Origin of the sequence: Mammaliicoccus sciuri (genome assembly GCF_025561425.1) — a bacterium.
GTDB classification, from domain to species: Bacteria; Bacillota; Bacilli; order Staphylococcales; family Staphylococcaceae; genus Mammaliicoccus; species Mammaliicoccus sciuri_A.
Map to the genome: position 1 here is coordinate 1,067,566 of NZ_CP094824.1, position 17,504 is coordinate 1,085,069.

General features: G+C 33.2%; 12 protein-coding genes and 1 pseudogene. 11 read left to right on the forward strand and 2 right to left on the reverse strand.

From position 1 onward, the window contains the following. Together ligA and MUA60_RS05525 are read left to right on the forward strand one after the other, a co-directional pair. A complete protein-coding gene (ligA, locus tag MUA60_RS05520; protein ID WP_262650169.1) occupies nt 1-2,004 on the forward strand; it encodes an NAD-dependent DNA ligase LigA in 2,004 nt (667 codons plus the stop codon). Between the two features lie 11 nt (nt 2,005-2,015). Next, entirely contained in the window at nt 2,016-3,203 is a 1,188-nt protein-coding gene (locus MUA60_RS05525) for a CamS family sex pheromone protein (RefSeq protein ID WP_262650170.1), read from the forward strand. A gap of 291 nt (nt 3,204-3,494) precedes the next feature. Here MUA60_RS05525 and putP (MUA60_RS05530) read toward each other — a convergent pair whose 3' ends face one another. Both putP (MUA60_RS05530) and putP (MUA60_RS05535) read right to left on the reverse strand, forming a co-directional pair. Then, nucleotides 3,495-5,027, reverse strand: a complete 1,533-nt coding sequence (putP, locus tag MUA60_RS05530) for a sodium/proline symporter PutP (RefSeq protein ID WP_316964782.1) — start codon at nt 5,025-5,027, stop codon at nt 3,495-3,497. Between the two features lie 241 nt (nt 5,028-5,268). Further along, nucleotides 5,269-6,798 carry a sodium/proline symporter PutP gene (gene putP / locus MUA60_RS05535; protein WP_262650171.1) on the reverse strand — a complete coding sequence of 510 codons (1,530 nt, stop codon included), beginning with the start codon at nt 6,796-6,798 and terminating at the stop codon, nt 5,269-5,271. A 166-nt stretch (nt 6,799-6,964) separates the two neighbouring features. Between putP (MUA60_RS05535) and gatC the strand changes: the two genes are divergently transcribed. The 9 genes and pseudogenes from gatC (at nt 6,965) to dinB (ending at nt 17,462) form a co-directional block, all read left to right on the forward strand. After that, nucleotides 6,965-7,264, forward strand: coding sequence for an Asp-tRNA(Asn)/Glu-tRNA(Gln) amidotransferase subunit GatC (gatC, locus tag MUA60_RS05540; RefSeq protein ID WP_262650173.1), 300 nt, complete (start codon nt 6,965-6,967; stop codon nt 7,262-7,264). 3 nt (nt 7,265-7,267) lie between these two features. Continuing rightward, a complete protein-coding gene (gene gatA / locus MUA60_RS05545; RefSeq protein WP_262650175.1) occupies nt 7,268-8,734 on the forward strand; it encodes an Asp-tRNA(Asn)/Glu-tRNA(Gln) amidotransferase subunit GatA in 1,467 nt (488 codons plus the stop codon). A 6-nt stretch (nt 8,735-8,740) separates the two neighbouring features. Beyond that, the gene (gene gatB / locus MUA60_RS05550) at nt 8,741-10,168 is read left to right on the forward strand and encodes an Asp-tRNA(Asn)/Glu-tRNA(Gln) amidotransferase subunit GatB (protein WP_262650177.1); all 1,428 of its coding nucleotides are present in this window, start codon (nt 8,741-8,743) and stop codon (nt 10,166-10,168) included. A 351-nt stretch (nt 10,169-10,519) separates the two neighbouring features. Further along, nucleotides 10,520-11,982: pseudogene (locus tag MUA60_RS05555) on the forward strand (helicase HerA-like domain-containing protein). A gap of 71 nt (nt 11,983-12,053) precedes the next feature. Beyond that, on the forward strand, nt 12,054-13,019 hold the full coding sequence (locus MUA60_RS05560) for a diacylglycerol kinase (protein WP_262650179.1): 966 nt from the start codon (nt 12,054-12,056) through the stop codon (nt 13,017-13,019). Nucleotides 13,020-13,079: 60 nt separating this feature from the next. Next, a complete protein-coding gene (gene rlmD / locus MUA60_RS05565; RefSeq protein ID WP_262650181.1) occupies nt 13,080-14,453 on the forward strand; it encodes a 23S rRNA (uracil(1939)-C(5))-methyltransferase RlmD in 1,374 nt (457 codons plus the stop codon). A gap of 106 nt (nt 14,454-14,559) precedes the next feature. Then, the gene (locus MUA60_RS05570; RefSeq protein ID WP_262650183.1) at nt 14,560-15,684 is read left to right on the forward strand and encodes a PQQ-dependent sugar dehydrogenase; all 1,125 of its coding nucleotides are present in this window, start codon (nt 14,560-14,562) and stop codon (nt 15,682-15,684) included. 95 nt (nt 15,685-15,779) lie between these two features. Further along, complete coding sequence (locus MUA60_RS05575; RefSeq protein ID WP_262642941.1) at nt 15,780-16,325, forward strand: DUF3267 domain-containing protein; 546 nt, start codon at nt 15,780-15,782, stop codon at nt 16,323-16,325. Between the two features lie 69 nt (nt 16,326-16,394). After that, entirely contained in the window at nt 16,395-17,462 is a 1,068-nt protein-coding gene (gene dinB / locus MUA60_RS05580; protein WP_262650184.1) for a DNA polymerase IV, read from the forward strand. Nucleotides 17,463-17,504: the final 42 nt, after the last annotated feature.

Consider the following 17,504-nt stretch of genomic DNA (forward strand, 5'->3'; position numbering starts at 1 on the left):
ATGGAAGATTTAAAATCAAGAGTTAAAGAACTTCATCAATTGTTACATCGTTATAACCATGAATATCATGTCTTAGATAATCCAACTGTTCCGGACAGTGAATATGATCAATTATTGCATGAGTTAATCTCTATAGAAGAAAAGCACCCTGAACTAAAAACGGACGATTCACCAACTGTTAGAGTTGGTGGACCACCGTTATCTCAATTTGAAAAAATTAATCATGATACACCTATGCTGTCATTAGGTAATGCTTTTAATGAAGAAGATTTAAGAAGATTTGATCAAAGAGTTAGAGAAAAAGTAGACAATGTTCGATACACTTGTGAATTAAAAATTGATGGTTTAGCGGTATCTTTAAAGTATGTAAACGGACGATTTGTTCAAGGATTAACACGTGGAGATGGTACAACTGGTGAGAATATCACTGAAAATTTAAAAACGATCCATGCCATTCCTTTAACAATTAAAGAACCTCTTTCTATTGAAGTTCGTGGTGAAGCATACATGCCAAGAAAATCTTTTGTTTCTTTAAATGAACAAAAAGAACAAAACGGTGAACAACTATTTGCAAACCCTAGAAATGCTGCTGCTGGTTCATTAAGACAGCTTGATTCTAAATTAACTGCTAAAAGAAAGCTCGATATATTCTTATATAGTGTTAATGACTTAACGGAAATAGAAGCGGATAGTCAATCAGAGGCATTAAATAATTTAGATGAACTTGGCTTTAAGACAAACAAAGAAAGAGAAACTTATGATAATATAGAAGGCGTATTATCTTTTATAAGTAAGTGGACTGAACAACGCAATAATTTATCGTATGATATAGATGGCATTGTGATCAAAGTTGACGATTTAAGTCAGCAAGAAGAACTTGGATTTACTCAGAAATCACCTAGATGGGCAATTGCGTACAAGTTCCCAGCTGAAGAAGTATTAACTACATTAACAGATATTGAATTGAGTATAGGTAGAACGGGTGTTGTGACACCAACTGCGATATTAGAGCCTGTTAAAGTGGCAGGAACTACTGTTTCTCGTGCATCATTACATAACGAAGACTTAATCCATGAAAAAGATATCCGTATAGGAGATAAAGTTGTCATCAAAAAAGCAGGTGATATTATACCTGAAGTCGTTAAAAGTATTGCTGAAGAAAGAAGCGAAGATAGTGAAGTTTATCATATGCCAACACACTGTCCAAGTTGTGAGCATGAATTGGTTAGAATAGAAGGTGAAGTTGCATTAAGATGTATTAACCCTAAATGTTCTGCTCAATTAGTAGAAGGTATGATTCATTTCGTATCACGACAAGCAATGAATATTGATGGTTTAGGAGATAAAATCATCGAACAACTTTATCAAAATGATAAAATTAAAGACGTTGCAGATTTATATTATTTAACTAAAGATGATTTACTACCATTGGAAAGAATGGGCGAGAAGAAAGTTCATAAATTATTAACAGCAATCGAAGCTTCTAAAGAAAAATCACTTGAACATTTATTATTTGGTTTAGGTGTGAGACATTTAGGTACGAAAGCAAGCCGTGTAATAGCTGAAAAATATGAAACAATTGATCGCTTATTCGAAGTAACGATAGAAGATTTAACTGAAATTCCAGATGTGGGGCATAAGATGGCTCAATCACTTGTTACATATATGGAAAATGATGATATAAAAGTATTAATCGATAAACTTAAACAGAAAAATGTTAACATGACTTATACAGGTATTAAGCAATCTGAAATTGAAGGTCATCCAGATTTTACTGGAAAAACATTTGTCTTAACTGGTAAAATGACAGAGATGACAAGACCTGAAGCAACAAAAGTAATCCAATCATTAGGTGCAAAAGTAACAGGAAGTGTCACTAAAAATACAGATGTTGTTATTGCTGGTGAAGATGCTGGATCCAAACTTGAAAAAGCAGAAAAATTAAATATAGAAGTTTGGTCAGAAGAAGATTGGTTAAACAAATATCGTAATATCAATGAATAGAGGTTAAAGATATGAAAAAAGGATTTCTTATTTTAGCGTCTGTAATATTGCTTACAGCATGTTCATCAGATACTACCCAAAAAGATAATCAAGATAATTCAGATAAAGAAAAAGAGCAAACAAAGCAAATTTCTACAGGTATGCAAATTTCCAGTGATTATTATCGAACATTACTACCATTTAAAGTAAGTGCTGCTAGAGGTTTAACACAAGATAATATGACCTCTAGTTATAACAGTGAAGCATTTGAAAGTGGATTGTTAGATATAAGTAAACAAACATTTTCACCTGATGATTACTTATACAGAGATGGCCAATTCTTAGATAAAGATACTGTGAGAGCATATTTAGCACCTAAATATACAAAAGCAGAAATCAAAGATATGAGTGATGATGAAAAAGAACAAAATAATGCACGAGAAAACTTAGGTTTGAATCCAACTCATAAAGGAGAAACAGATCCTGAAAAAATAGCTGAGAATTCACCTACATATTTATCACATATCATCGAACAAGATTACTTCACAGAAAGTGATGCTAAAAAACAAAAGATTTCTGGTATGACAATTGGTTTAGCGATGAATAGTGAATATGTTTACCAAAAAGAAGAATACGGCGAAACATATACGAAGAAACTTGATAACAAAGAAGTAGAGAAAAAAGGTAAAGAGATGGCTGAAGAAATCCTTTCACGACTTCGTGTAAGAGATGACCTCAAAAATATTCCAATTAACTTTGGTATATTCATACAGTCTGGAGAAGGTGACATCAAACCAGGTAAATTCGTTTCTTATGCTTCTAGTGAAGGCGGTAAGCGTAACGTTAAAAGTTGGGAAAAAATGAACCAAAAATATGTCACAATCCCATCAAACGATGCAGCAGATTTAGATGAAAATTTAAATTCTAATTTTGAACAGTTCAATCAAGACTTACAAAAATACTTCCCGAACTTTACACAATCAGTAGGAACAGGTAAATTTGATGACGATAAATTGACAGAACTTGAAATAAAAGTACCACTTGATTATTATGGAAAAGCAGAAGTAATTGGTGTGACTCAGTACGTAGCAGACCTATCTCAAAAATACTTTAAAGGTATAGATGATTTAGAAATATCTATCGTAGACGGAGAAGAACCACAAGCACTAATTACAAAGACTAAAGACGATGACGAACCACAAATTCATATTTATAAATAATTAAAAAGAGAGTCTGGAACAGAAATGTTCTAGACTCTTTTCGTATTTTTAGAAATATGGGTCTGAATATTGCAAGTGAGGTGTGACAAGCAATGTTGGAAGTCTGAATATTGCAAGTGAGGCGTGACAAGCAATGTTCAGGACTTAGTATTTATCAAGACTGCCCAAACAAGATAAATATGAGCCTCATATATTGCAAGACTCCCTAAACAAGCAACATAGTCCCTAAAGTTACAGCTATTTTTCCATAAGAAAAAGACTGGCACATTATATGTACCAGTCTCTTCTATATTAATCTTCTTTTAAAATACGTTTCATACGATCTAAGTTATCGGTAACTTCTTTATCTGGCTTTTTAGTAAATGAACTTACAATAACTGTAACGACAATGTTTGTGAAGAATCCTGGGATAATTTCGTATAATTCGAAAATACCACCATGACTTTTCATCATAATCCAGAATAGTACGACGATTGAAGAAGTAACCATACCTGCGATTGCACCGTTTTTTGTTAAGCCTTTCCAGTATAATGCCAATAATACAAGTGGTCCAAATGCTGCACCGAATCCTGCCCAAGCATTACCTACGAGGTTAAGGATAGTGTCGTTTGGAGTCCAAGCAAGTAATATTGCCACAACTGCTACAACTAATACAGCAAATCTACCTACCAAAACAAATTCTTTATCTCTATTTGATTCATTACCACGTTTTTTAGTTATGATTTTATAGAAGTCTTGTGTTAAAGCACTTGATGTAACGAGTAATTGAGATGAAATTGTACTCATAATAGCTGCTAAAATTGCTGCTAAGAAGAACCCGCCAACTAATGGGTGGAATAACACTTGACTCATTAAGATGAAGATTGTTTCTGGGTTATCAATTGTTTGGCTTGTATCATGAATGTATGCAATACCAGTTAAACCAACTAAACATGCACCTAATAATGAAACTGCCATCCAACTAATACCGAATCTTCTTGCTGTTGGTAATTGTTTATGTGATTTAATAGACATAAATCTTACAATAATATGTGGTTGTCCAAAATAACCAAGTCCCCATGCAATTAATCCTATGATACTTACAACTGAAGTTCCTTTAAACCAATCTAAGTTTGTTGGTTTAACTTCTGCTACAGTGTGGAAAGTATCTAACCCGTTTAAAGTTAATAATGCCGCGATAGGTACCATAATCATCGCTATTAACATGATCACACCTTGGAAGAAGTCTGTTAGTGAAACAGCTAAATATCCTCCGAAGAATGTATATATTACAACGATACCAGCAGTAAATATAATACCAAGACGATAATCCATACCGAATGCACTTTCGAATAAAGTACCGCCTGAAACCATACCAACTGAAGTATATAGTGTAAAGAATACTACAATGATAATACCTGAAATAATTTTTAAAGCATGTGTATTATCTGCAACACGTTTCTCGAAGAAATCTGGAATCGTAATAGCATTTCCAGTATGTTCAGTATATACACGTAATTTCGGTGCTACTAATATGTAATTTAACCATGCACCTACTGTTAAACCGATAGCAAGCCATGTTGCTGATAATCCAACATTGTAAACTTCACCAGGAAGTCCCATAATCATCCAACCACTCATATCGGATGCACCAGCGGATAATGCTGTTACATAAGGACCTATACTACGGCCACCTAACATGTACTCATCTAAATTGCTTGTTGATTGTTTATAAGCATAATATCCAATTGCTAATAGAACAACAAAATAGACTAAAATCATGAAATAAGTTTGCCAGCCTGAAGCTACTCCAGTGCTCGCATCAATTTGTCCTAAAATAAACATATTCCCGCTCCTTTATATTTATATTTTAAAGTTGCACGTTGACCATTATACACAAATGAAATAATAATCAAAGGGTAAAAAGTAAATTATCCGTATATTCAGTTTATCATTTATATAGAATGATGTCACAATTTGTTCATATTTAATATTGCTCTATGCCTTGCGGTGTAAATGTTTACAAAGGATTTGCCTATGACGTATTTTGCTCATAAAATTTCGATGTAAACTTTTTTTAAAATTTTTAGCTTTTTAAAATTTGTTCCATGTCGTAAAACTTTTTAAGGTCATATTCAACAGGTGGTTTCGTCATTAAGCTCACAATAACTGTTATGATCATACATGAAATAAATCCAGGTATGATTTCATAAAATTCAAAAATACCACCATGATCTTTCATGAGTATCCAGAAAATAACGACTAATGAACCAGTCAAAATTCCTGCAATTGCGCCGTATTTAGTTAGACGTTTCCAATATAGTGATAATAAAACTATAGGTCCAAATGCTGCGCCAAATCCAGCCCAAGCATTACCAACTAAATTTAAAATTGTATCATTTGGATTCCACGCGATGTACATCGCAACGATTGATACAAGTAAAACAGATAAGCGTCCTACAAGAACGAATTCCTTTTCATGACTTTTATCTTGCAAAGTTTTTCTGCGCAATAACATGTAAAAGTCTTGCGTTAATGCACTAGATGTTACAAGAAGCTGTGAAGAAATTGTACTCATAATCGCAGCTAAAATTGCTGCTAAGAAGAACCCTGCAATGAGTGGATGGAATAAAATTTGACTCATCACGATAAAGATTGTTTCTGGGTTTTTAACTTCTATATTAGAGTGTTCAACAAAAGCAATACCAATTAATCCTGTCAAACAAGCACCTAATAAAGAGATTGCCATCCATGAAATACCAATTCTACGTGCTCTAGGCATTAATTTATGCGTTTTGATAGACATAAAACGTACTATAATATGTGGTTGACCGAAGTATCCTAATCCCCAAGCAAGTAAACTGATGATACCAACTGTAGTTGTTCCTTTGAACCAATCTAAATTCGTAGGCTTTAAATCACCAACTTCACTAAATGTGTCGAGACCGTTTAACTTTAACAGCGCAACGATAGGCACTAATACCAATGCTAAGATCATAATGACACCTTGGAAGAAGTCCGTTAATGATACAGCTAAATAACCGCCGAAAAGTGTATACAAAATAACAATACTAGCGGCTATAAATAAACCGACATGGTAATCTAGTCCAAATGCACTATTAAATAGTACGCCACCAGCTACCATTCCAGAATGTGTGTATAACGTAAAGAATACAACGATAACTATCCCTGAAATGATTTTAACGATTCTTGTATGATCTGATAATCTTTTTTCAAAAAAGTCAGGTAAAGTAATAGCGTTATCAGTCAGTTCAGTATAAATTCTCAAACGTGAAGCGACGAGTATGTAATTAAGCCAAGCACCAATTGTAAGACCAATCGCAATCCAAGTTGCTGATAGACCAATACTATATACAGATCCCGGCAAGCCCATAATCATCCAACCACTCATGTCTGAAGCACCTGCTGATAGGGCAGTAACAAGTGCACCTAAATCTCTGCCGCCTAACATATATTCATCAAGCGTGCTTGTCGAACGTTTGTAAGCATAAAATCCAAATGCTAATAAAATGGCAAAATAAATAGCAATCATGACATATGTTTCCCAAGAAGTTTCGACTTTAACATTCTTAAAAGTATTTCCAAGTATAAACATGAAAAACCACCTCTCACTCATTGACATAAAATTCAGAAAAAAATTCTGATAATTTATTATACACAATGTATGCGCTTTCATGTAGTTAATTTTTAATAACTTTAGATTTTTATATGAAAATTTGTTAAAATTATATGATGTTAGATTAACTAAGGAGGCGTCGCACATGACGAAGGTAACATCTGAGCAAGTTGAACATGTTGCTAATTTAGCTAGACTTGAAGTTTCACAAGACGAAGTCAATGAATTAACACAATCTTTAGAAAAGATCTTAAACTTTGCAGGACAATTAGATGAAGTTGATACTGAAAATGTTGAACCAACATTCCACGTATTAGACTTACAAAATGTTCTAAGAGAAGATAAGAGTGAATCAGGAATTCCTCAAGAACAAGCATTACTTAATGCGAAAGAAAAAGAAGCGGGGCAATTTAAAGTTCCAGCAATTATGAATGAGGAGGACTAAAGCATGACAATTCGTTATGAAACAATTGAACGTTTATCAGAAATGATTAAAAATAATGAAATTAAGCCATCTGAAATTGTTAGAGATATTTTTGATGCGATAGAAGCAGACGACGCAAATATTAAAGCATTCTTAGCTTTAGATAAAGAACAAGCAATTAAAAAAGCTGAAGAACAAGATAAATTACAAGCTGAAGGTAAAATGGAAGGTAAGCTATTTGGTATTCCAATGGGTATCAAAGACAATATTATTACTGAAGGTGTAGAAACTACATGTGCAAGTAAAATGTTAGAAGGCTTTATTCCTATATATGAATCAACAGTTATGAATAAATTAAATGCTGAAAATGGTATTTTAGTTGGTAAACTTAACATGGATGAATTTGCTATGGGTGGTTCAAATGAGAACTCTTATTTCAAGACAACTGTTAATCCATTTGATCATAACGCCGTACCAGGTGGTTCATCAGGTGGTTCAGCAGCAGCAGTTGCAGCAAGCTTAGTACCGTTTGCATTAGGTTCTGATACTGGTGGTTCAATCCGTCAACCAGCATCATACTGTGGTGTTGTTGGTATGAAACCTACATATGGACGTGTATCACGTTTTGGTCTAGTAGCATTTGCTTCTTCATTAGATCAAATTGGACCTATTACACGTAGCGTTAAAGATAATGCGTTAATCTTAGAAACGATTTCTGGACATGATGCACATGATTCAACAAGTGCACCGATCGAAGATGTAGACTTTACGTCTGAAATTGGTAAAGATATTAAATGCTTAAAAGTAGCTGTACCAGAAGAATTCATTGGCTCTGGTGTATCTGAAGAAGTTAAGAATTCAGTAAATGAAGCGGTTAAAACTTTAGAATCTTTAGGTGCAACAGTTGATCGCGTATCATTACCAAATACTAAATATGGTGTAGCAAGTTACTATATTATTGCATCTTCTGAAGCATCAGCTAACTTAGCTAGATTTGATGGTATCCGTTATGGTTATCATTCAAAATCAGCAAATACACTAGAAGAACTATACAAAAAATCTCGTGGTGAAGGCTTTGGAGATGAAGTTAAACGTCGTATTATGCTTGGAACATTCGCATTAAGTTCTGGTTATTACGATGCTTACTACAAAAAAGCTCAAAAAGTTCGTACATTAATCAAACAAGACTTCGAAAAAGTATTTGAAGACTATGATGTTATCGTAGGACCAACTGCACCAACGACAGCATTCAATATTGGTGAACAAATTGATGACCCATTAACAATGTACGCTAATGATATTTTAACGATTCCAGTTAACTTAGCAGGTGTACCATCAATCTCTATTCCTTGTGGTAAATCAAATGGTCGTCCAATTGGTTTACAAATTGTTGGTAAACCATTTGATGAAAAAACGATATACAAAGTTGCTTATCAATATGAAACACAATATAACTTACATGATGACTATAAAACTTTACAAGGAGTGTGAAACTGAATGCATTTTGAAACAATTATCGGCCTAGAAGTTCACGTCGAATTAAAAACAGAATCAAAAATGTTTTCACCATCACCCGCTCATTTTGGTGCGGAACCTAATACAAATACAAACGTTATTGACTTAGCATACCCAGGTGTATTACCAGTTGTAAACAAGACAGCTGTTGATTGGGCTATGCGTGCAGCAATGGCATTAAATATGGATATTGCGAAAGAATCTAAATTTGATAGAAAAAACTATTTCTACCCAGATAATCCAAAAGCTTATCAAATTTCTCAATTCGATCAACCAATTGGTGAAAATGGTTGGATTGATATTGAAGTAGATGGAGAAACTAAACGTATTGGTATCACACGTTTACACATGGAAGAAGATGCAGGTAAATTAACTCATAAAGATGGATATTCTTTAGTTGATTTAAACCGTCAAGGAACACCTTTAATCGAAATCGTTTCTGAACCTGATATTCGTTCTCCTAAAGAAGCATATGCTTACTTAGAAAAATTACGTGCAATTATTCAATATACAGGCGTATCAGATTGTAAAATGGAAGAAGGTTCATTACGTTGTGATGCCAACATTTCATTACGTCCGTATGGTCAAGAAGAATTCGGTACAAAAGCTGAGCTTAAAAACTTAAACTCATTTAACTATGTCCGTAAAGGTCTTGAACATGAAGAAAAACGCCAAGCAGAAGTATTATTAGCTGGTGGAGAAATTTTACAAGAAACACGTCGTTTCAACGAATCAACTGGCGAAACAATTTTAATGCGTGTTAAAGAAGGTTCAGATGACTATCGTTACTTCCCAGAGCCAGACTTAGTACCATTATACGTTGATGATGAGTGGAAAGAACGTGTACGTCAAACAATCCCAGATTTACCAGACGTACGTAAAGAACGTTATGTTAATGAATTAGGATTACCAGCTTATGATGCACATGTATTAACATTAACTAAAGAAATGTCAGATTTCTTTGAAGCAGCAATTGAACATGGTGCAGACGTTAAATTAACATCTAACTGGTTAATGGGTGGCGTTAATGAATACTTAAATAAAAATCATATCGAATTACAAGATACTGCATTAACACCAGAAAACTTAGCAGGTATGATTAAACTTATTGAAGATGGTACAATGAGTAGTAAAATTGCTAAGAAAGTATTCCCTGAATTAGCTGAAAATGGTGGAGACTCACATCAAATTATGAAAGACAAAGGTCTTGTACAAATATCTGATGAAGCAACACTATTAGGATTCGTAACAGAAGCATTAGATAATAATCCTCAATCAGTAGAAGACTTCAAAAATGGTAAAGGCAAAGCGATGGGCTTCTTAGTAGGTCAAATTATGAAAATTTCAAAAGGCCAAGCAAACCCACAAATCGTAAACCAATTACTAAAATCAGAATTAGAAAAAAGATAATAAATATTATGAAAATCTCGTCACAGAGTGAAGTACTCGTGACGAGATTTTTTTGTTGAATGAGATGGTGGCGTGGCTGTTAGGGACATAATTCTGAGAAATGTCCGTAAGAGAGCGTGCATTCTAATTACCAGAATTCGAAATAATGGAAGTTAGCCGACTCTAATTACCAGAATTCGAAATAATGGAAGTTAGCCGACTCTAATTACCAGAATTCAGAATAATGGAAGATACACCACCATTAATTCTTGATTTTATTAAATTACAAATTCTATATCTAATTACTTGCATGGTTGGTGTGTTGAAGTACAATAGTATTAAATCAAAATGATGATGGAGGAGTAACTACATATGACACAAATTAAAATAGCTAAAAATGAAAATGAAATCAATTTAGAATTAGGCCAAGCTAATAGACATGGCTTGATTGCTGGTGCTACTGGTACTGGTAAAACAATTACTTTAAAAGTATTGGCTGAACAATTTTCTAAAGCTGGTGTTCCAGTCTTTATGTCAGATGTTAAAGGGGACATCTCAAGTATTGCAGAGGCTGGCTCTATCAATGATAAGATTCAAGAACGTATTGATATGATGAAAATTGACGATTACAAAAATAATGCTTTTCCTGTAACATTGTTTGATGTATTTCAAAAAACGGGTGTACCTGTTCGTACAACGATCACAGAAATGGGTCCGCTATTAATCGGTAAATTATTAGATTTAAATAATACTCAATTAGGTGTGTTAGATATTGTATTTAAAGTTGCTGATGAAAATGGTCTGCTTCTGATTGATATGAAAGATTTAAAGCACTCTTAAAAGAAATTAATGAAAACAGAGCAGAGTATGCTGAAAAGTACGGTAATATTTCTTCTGCATCAATTGGTGCAATTCAACGTGCATTATTAAGATTAGAATCTGAAGGTGCTGAAACATTCTTCGGAGAACCTGCTTTACAATTAGAAGATTTTATTAAGTTTGATGATTCAGGCTGAGGAATGATCAATGTTCTTGATACACCTGTTTTATATCAAAAGCCTAAATTATATGCAACGTTCTTATTATGGTTATTATCTGAGCTCTTTGAAAGTCTTCCAGAAGTAGGCGATCCTGAAAAACCAAAAATTGTCTTCTTCTTTGACGAAGCACATCTTTTATTTAATGACAGTTCAAAAGAGTTAATTGAAAAAGTTGAACAAGTTGTACGTTTAATCCGTTCTAAAGGTGTAGGTATTTATTTCGTAACTCAAAATCCAATTGATATTCCAGAATCAGTGCTTGGACAACTAGGTAATAGAGTACAACATGCACTTAGAAGTTACACACCTAAAGATCAGAAAGCAATTAAAAGTGCTGCACAAACTTTCCGTCAAAATGAAAGCTTCGACACTGCTCAAGTAATCGGAGAATTGAAAACAGGGGAAGCGTTGATTTCATTCTTAAATGATGATGGCCAACCGAATGTTGTTGAACGTGCATTTATTCGTCCACCTGAAAGTAAAATTGGTGTAATCGATGAATCTGTTAAAAAAGATTTAATAGAAAATGCGCCATTAAATGAAACGTATAAAGAAACATTTGATCGTGAAAGTGCATATGAAATGTTACAAAATAAAATTGAAAAACAACCTGAAGAAGAACCTGAAGAAGAACCAAAAACTAAGAAATCACAGTCAACTAAGAAAGAAACAACATCTAAAAAGAAAGAAAAACCTTCACAATTCCAAAAAGAAGCGACTAAGTTCTTATCAACAGTTGGAAGACAAATTGGTAGAGAAATCGTACGTAATATATTTGGAACGAAAAGACGCTAATTATTTTTTGCTTTCTTATATTTAGTATATGCTTTAATATAAAGATATAAGAATATACAAGAGGGATCATAATGAAGAAAAAAGCTAGAATCATTTACAACCCAACATCAGGAAGAGAGTTATTTAAAAGAACATTACCTGATGTACTAATTAAGTTAGAACAGGCTGGTTATGAGACAAGCGCTCATGCTACAACAAGTGCTGGAGATGCGACACATGCTGCTAGGGAAGCTCTAAAATATGATTATGATGTTATCATTGCTGCTGGTGGAGATGGTACTTTAAATGAAGTTATCAATGGTATTGCAGAAGCAAAGAAGCGACCTAAACTAGGGTTAATTCCTATGGGGACAGTTAACGATTTTGGTAGAGCACTTCTTATTCCAAACAATATAATGGAAGCTGTAGATACAATCATTAAAGGTGATCTTGTACCTGTAGATGTTGGTAAAATGAACAATCGCTATTTTATTAATATTGCTGGTGGCGGTAAAATAACAGAAGTTTCTTATGAAGCGCCAAGTAAATTGAAAACAATGGTTGGACCACTCGCTTATTACATTAAAGGCTTAGAGATGTTACCACAAATTAAAGCGACTGATATACGTATCGAATATGATGGTAATGTATTCCAAGGCGAAGCGATGATGTTTTTAATTGGCTTAACAAATTCAATAGGTGGCTTTGAAAAGCTTGTACCAGATGCTGATATTAATGATGGTAATTTTACTTTGCTTATATTAGAGAAAGTGAATATAGCAGAACTTGGACATATTATGACATTGGCTTCTAGAGGTGATCATATCAATCATCCGAAAGTACATTACACAAAAGCTAAAACAATTAATGTCTCATCATTTGAGCAAATTCAATTAAATGTTGATGGTGAATTTGGTGGCGTATTACCTGCTAATTTCTTAAACTTAAAACAACATATACAAGTCTTTTCTAAACTTGAAAGGGTTAAGAGAGAGCACGGCATTGAAACAGTAGAAAGAGAACGAGAAAGACTACACGAAGAACAAACAGAAGAATAAATACATAGGGACATTATTTTGTCCCTTTTTTCTATGTTTATCGTGAAAGAGGGAGTTAATATGGCAGGAGTCGTAAATAAGAATGAAATATATACTGGAGAGGTTATCGATTTTACACATGAAGGGCATGGTGTTGTAAAATTCGATCGTTATCCAATTTTCGTACCAAATGCAATTAAAGATGAAAACATTTCATTTAAAGTCATCAAAGTGAAAAAGCAATTTGCTATTGGAAAATTAATCTCGATTGAAGAAGCATCAAAGGACAGAATTGAACCACCATGTGAATATTATAAAGTTTGTGGTGGATGTCAACTTCAACATTTAAGCTACAATGCACAATTAGAAATGAAAAAAGAACAAGTGATTAATCTATTCAAGAGAAAATCACATTTTGAAGATACAATTATTCACGATACAGTTGGTATGGAGAATCCGTGGCATTATCGTAATAAATCTCAAATACCAGTCGGGAAAAATAAATCTGGTGAAATTGAACTAGGATTCTATAGACAAAGAAGTCACGATATCGTGAATATAGATCATTGTATGATTCAAGATGAAAAGCATGATTTAATTATGAAGAAACTTAAGCAACTTTTAGATGAAACAAACATCAGTATTTATAATGAACAAAAACATAAAGGTGAATTAAGACATATCATCTTGAGAACTGGCTATTATACTGGGGAAACTATGGTTATATTCGTGACGAATAGTAAACAACTTAGCCATAAAAATAAAGTAATTGATTTTATACAAACAGAATTTGAAAATGTGGTCAGCATTAAACATAATATTAATTTAGAAAAATCAAATGTTATTATGGGACATACGTCACATACTTTATATGGGAAAGATACAATTACAGATAAACTTTCTGAATATGAATTTAAAATATCCGACACTTCTTTCTATCAAATTAATCCAACACAAACAGAAAAGCTTTATCATAAAGCGCTAGAATATGCACAATTAGATGGAGAAGAGACGGTCATTGATGCGTATTGTGGTATTGGGACAATCGGTTCATACATGTCACAAAAAGCAAAACATGTTTATGGCGTGGAAGTCGTAGAACAAGCTATAGAAAACGCAAAAGAAAATGCGCAAATCAACCATATAGACAATGCGACATGGGAAGCAGGAAAAGCAGAAGAAATCATTTTAAAATGGCAACAAGAAGGTATTAAACCAGAAGTTGTAATGGTCGATCCACCAAGAAAAGGATGCGATCAAACATTTATTGAAACATTAATCGAATTATCACCAAAAAGAATCGTATATATTTCATGTAACCCAGCAACTCAGGTGAGAGATGTAGAATTGTTGAAAAATAGCGGTTATCAACTTAAAGAAATCACACCAGTGGATATGTTTCCACATACAACACACGTCGAAACAGTAGCTTTAATCGAAAAAATAACAGAATAGAATTCACTAAACACCCAAGCCAACTTATACGTTGGCTTGGGTGTTTGAGCGTTATGTTTGTGTGAAAGTGTTTACAACTGTATAAATAATGTAAGGAGGGTTGTTTATGAAGCGACTAATGATCAGTGCGATTTCGGCTAGTTTTATTTTATCTGCTTGTGGTAATGATTCGCGTGATGAAACTGAAGATAAAGGTAAGCAAACTCAGAATGAAATAGAACATGAACAGAGTCAATCAAATGACAACCAAGAACGTAAGGAAACTAAAGGTATTGAAACGGTAGCTCAAGGTTTAGATACACCGTGGAGTATTGCGAGATTAAATGATGTGTTTTATTTATCAGAACGACCTGGTAAAATTATTAAAATCGATGGCAATAAAAAGACGGAGCAACAAGTGGATTTAGAGAAGGAAGTTTCTACTGCTGCTGAAGCGGGTTTATTAGGATTCGTTCTTGCACCTGATTTTAAAGATTCTAAAGAAGCATATGCGTATTACACATATGAAGATAATGGCCAGTTTAATCGTATCGTAAAATTAAAATTAGAAAATGATACGTGGAAAGAGGATGAGGTATTAATTGATAAAATACCGAGTGGTCTATATCATCATGGTGGTCGTTTAAAAATTGGACCGGATGATAAATTATACGCGACAACTGGAGATGCTTCAGACGAACAAAATGCACAAGATAAAGATACTTTGGGTGGTAAAATTTTAAGAATTAATCTTGATGGTAGTAAGCCTAAAGATAATCCGATGTCTAATTCATATATTTATAGTTATGGTCACAGAAATCCACAAGGAATTGTATGGACCCCTGATGGACAGATGTATGCGAGTGAACATGGTAATCAGGCTAATGATGAAATAAATGAGATTAAAGAAGGTCATAATTACGGATGGCCAGTAATTGAAGGTAAAGAAAAAAATAATAATATGGAAACACCGATATTTACTTCTGGGTCAGATGATACATGGGCACCTTCAGGCATCGCATTTAAAGATGGGATTATTTATTCAGCTGCGTTACGTGGAGAAGGTATTATGAAATTTGATGTAGAAAAAGAAGAAATGAAAAAAGTAGCGACTAAATTTGGAAGAATTAGAGATATTTACATTGTAAATGATGATTTATATTTTGTAAGTAACAATACAGATGGTAGGGGTAATCCATCTCAAAATGATGATAAGATGTATAAGGTTTCACTAAGTCAATTAAATTCATAATTCAAACCGAGCATAAAATCATTAGTATAAATTGAATTTATATTTTATAATCATTATGTAAAGGTTATTAAGAAATGGTTTCACGGGGGTATTGGATGCTTAAAATTGACTTAGTTAACAATATATCTGTATTAAAAAGGTTAGCACTTTTACAATTTGTTTTATTTCTTTCATTAATATTAATTAGTTTTAAGTTAATTGCGAATATCATATATATTTATGAAGAAGGCTTTGTAAGAAATATAATAGTCGGGTTAGTTGGTTTAATTATATTAGTGTTTATCCATGAGTTAATACACGCTATTTGTTTTAAAATATTTAACCCAAAGGGAAAGGTTAAATATGGATATATGAAAGGCATGTTTTATGCAACGATGCCAAATGCTATTTTTACAAGAAAACAATTTTATATCATATTATTAGCACCTTTTGTTTTAATTAGTATAGGATTATTAATTGTATTATTATGGCTTCAAGTCACTTCTATTATTTATGTGTTTGCTTTTCATGGTGCAGCATGTATCGGTGATTTTTACATGGCGCAAGTGATATATAGTAATAAGCAGATGAATTATGTAGAAGATACTGAAGTAGGCATTAATTTATTCACGGATAATAAAGACGTTCAATCAACAAGTTAAAAAGATTTTTGATATAATATATAGGAATTTGGGCAACCAACTTCCTATTTTTTTGTAGAGGTGTATAGAATGGAACGGCGAATCATTCACATTGATATGGATGCTTTCTTTGCTCAAGTAGAAATAAGAGATAATCCAAAATTAAAAGGAAAACCAGTGATTATAGGTGGACGTGCTTCAGGTAGAGGGGTAGTTTCGACAGCTAGTTATGAAGCTCGTAAATTTGGTGTTCATTCAGCTATGCCCATGGCTCAAGCACATCAACTTTGTCCGGATGGTTATTATGTACGCCCAAGAATTAATTATTATCGAGAAGTGTCGAATGATATAATGGCAATATTTAAAAGTTATACAGATATTGTAGAACCGTTATCGTTAGATGAAGCTTATTTAGACGTAACTGAACTTGTGAGAAAAGACTTACCTGCGTCAACGATTGCACAATACATTCAACGAGATATTTATGATAAGACGCATCTTACTTCTTCAGCAGGTGTTTCTTATAATAAATTTTTAGCAAAGCTTGCTAGTGGTATGAATAAACCGAGTGGGCGTACGGTAATAGATTATGAGAATGTACATGATTTGTTGATGTCGTTGCCTATAGGAGATTTCGCGGGTATTGGAAAAGTAACCGAAGAAAAGATGAAATCATTGGGAATTAATAGTGGTAAAGATTTATATGCATATGACCAAATGGAATTGATTCAAATATTCGGTAAACGTGGTGTAAGCTTTTATAATAAAGTACGCGGTATTGATCATTCTCCAGTGAAACCAACACGTGTTAGAAAATCAATCGGTCGTGAAACAACTTTTGAAACAGATCAAAATGATGATGACTTTATACTCAATACAATTAGAAAGTTGAGTACTGAAGTTGCCTATAGAGCTGATAAACATGAACTAGCAGGGCGAACGATAACAGTTAAACTTAAAACACATAACTTTGAAACATTATCTAAACAAACAAGTAGTCATACACCAGTCTATGACGAAGTTGAAATATATAATATAGCATATGATTTATATAATTCATTAAAAGACCCCGAGACTTCTATACGTTTAGTAGGTGTATCAATCGGGAATTTAGTTTCGAGGACTTATCGCAATTTAACAATATATGATTTTATTTAAACCGATTTACTTGATATCATCATGTATCCTTAGTATTCTGAA

Coding starts and splice junctions, on each gene's coding strand:
- ligA (WP_262650169.1), top strand. CDS start 1: ATGGAAGATTTAAAATCAAGAGTTAAAGAACTTCATCAATTGTTACAT.
- MUA60_RS05525 (WP_262650170.1), top strand. CDS start 2,016: ATGAAAAAAGGATTTCTTATTTTAGCGTCTGTAATATTGCTTACAGCA.
- putP (WP_316964782.1), bottom strand. CDS start 5,027: ATGTTTATTTTAGGACAAATTGATGCGAGCACTGGAGTAGCTTCAGGC.
- putP (WP_262650171.1), bottom strand. CDS start 6,798: ATGTTTATACTTGGAAATACTTTTAAGAATGTTAAAGTCGAAACTTCT.
- gatC (WP_262650173.1), top strand. CDS start 6,965: ATGACGAAGGTAACATCTGAGCAAGTTGAACATGTTGCTAATTTAGCT.
- gatA (WP_262650175.1), top strand. CDS start 7,268: ATGACAATTCGTTATGAAACAATTGAACGTTTATCAGAAATGATTAAA.
- gatB (WP_262650177.1), top strand. CDS start 8,741: ATGCATTTTGAAACAATTATCGGCCTAGAAGTTCACGTCGAATTAAAA.
- MUA60_RS05560 (WP_262650179.1), top strand. CDS start 12,054: ATGAAGAAAAAAGCTAGAATCATTTACAACCCAACATCAGGAAGAGAG.
- rlmD (WP_262650181.1), top strand. CDS start 13,080: ATGGCAGGAGTCGTAAATAAGAATGAAATATATACTGGAGAGGTTATC.
- MUA60_RS05570 (WP_262650183.1), top strand. CDS start 14,560: ATGAAGCGACTAATGATCAGTGCGATTTCGGCTAGTTTTATTTTATCT.
- MUA60_RS05575 (WP_262642941.1), top strand. CDS start 15,780: ATGCTTAAAATTGACTTAGTTAACAATATATCTGTATTAAAAAGGTTA.
- dinB (WP_262650184.1), top strand. CDS start 16,395: ATGGAACGGCGAATCATTCACATTGATATGGATGCTTTCTTTGCTCAA.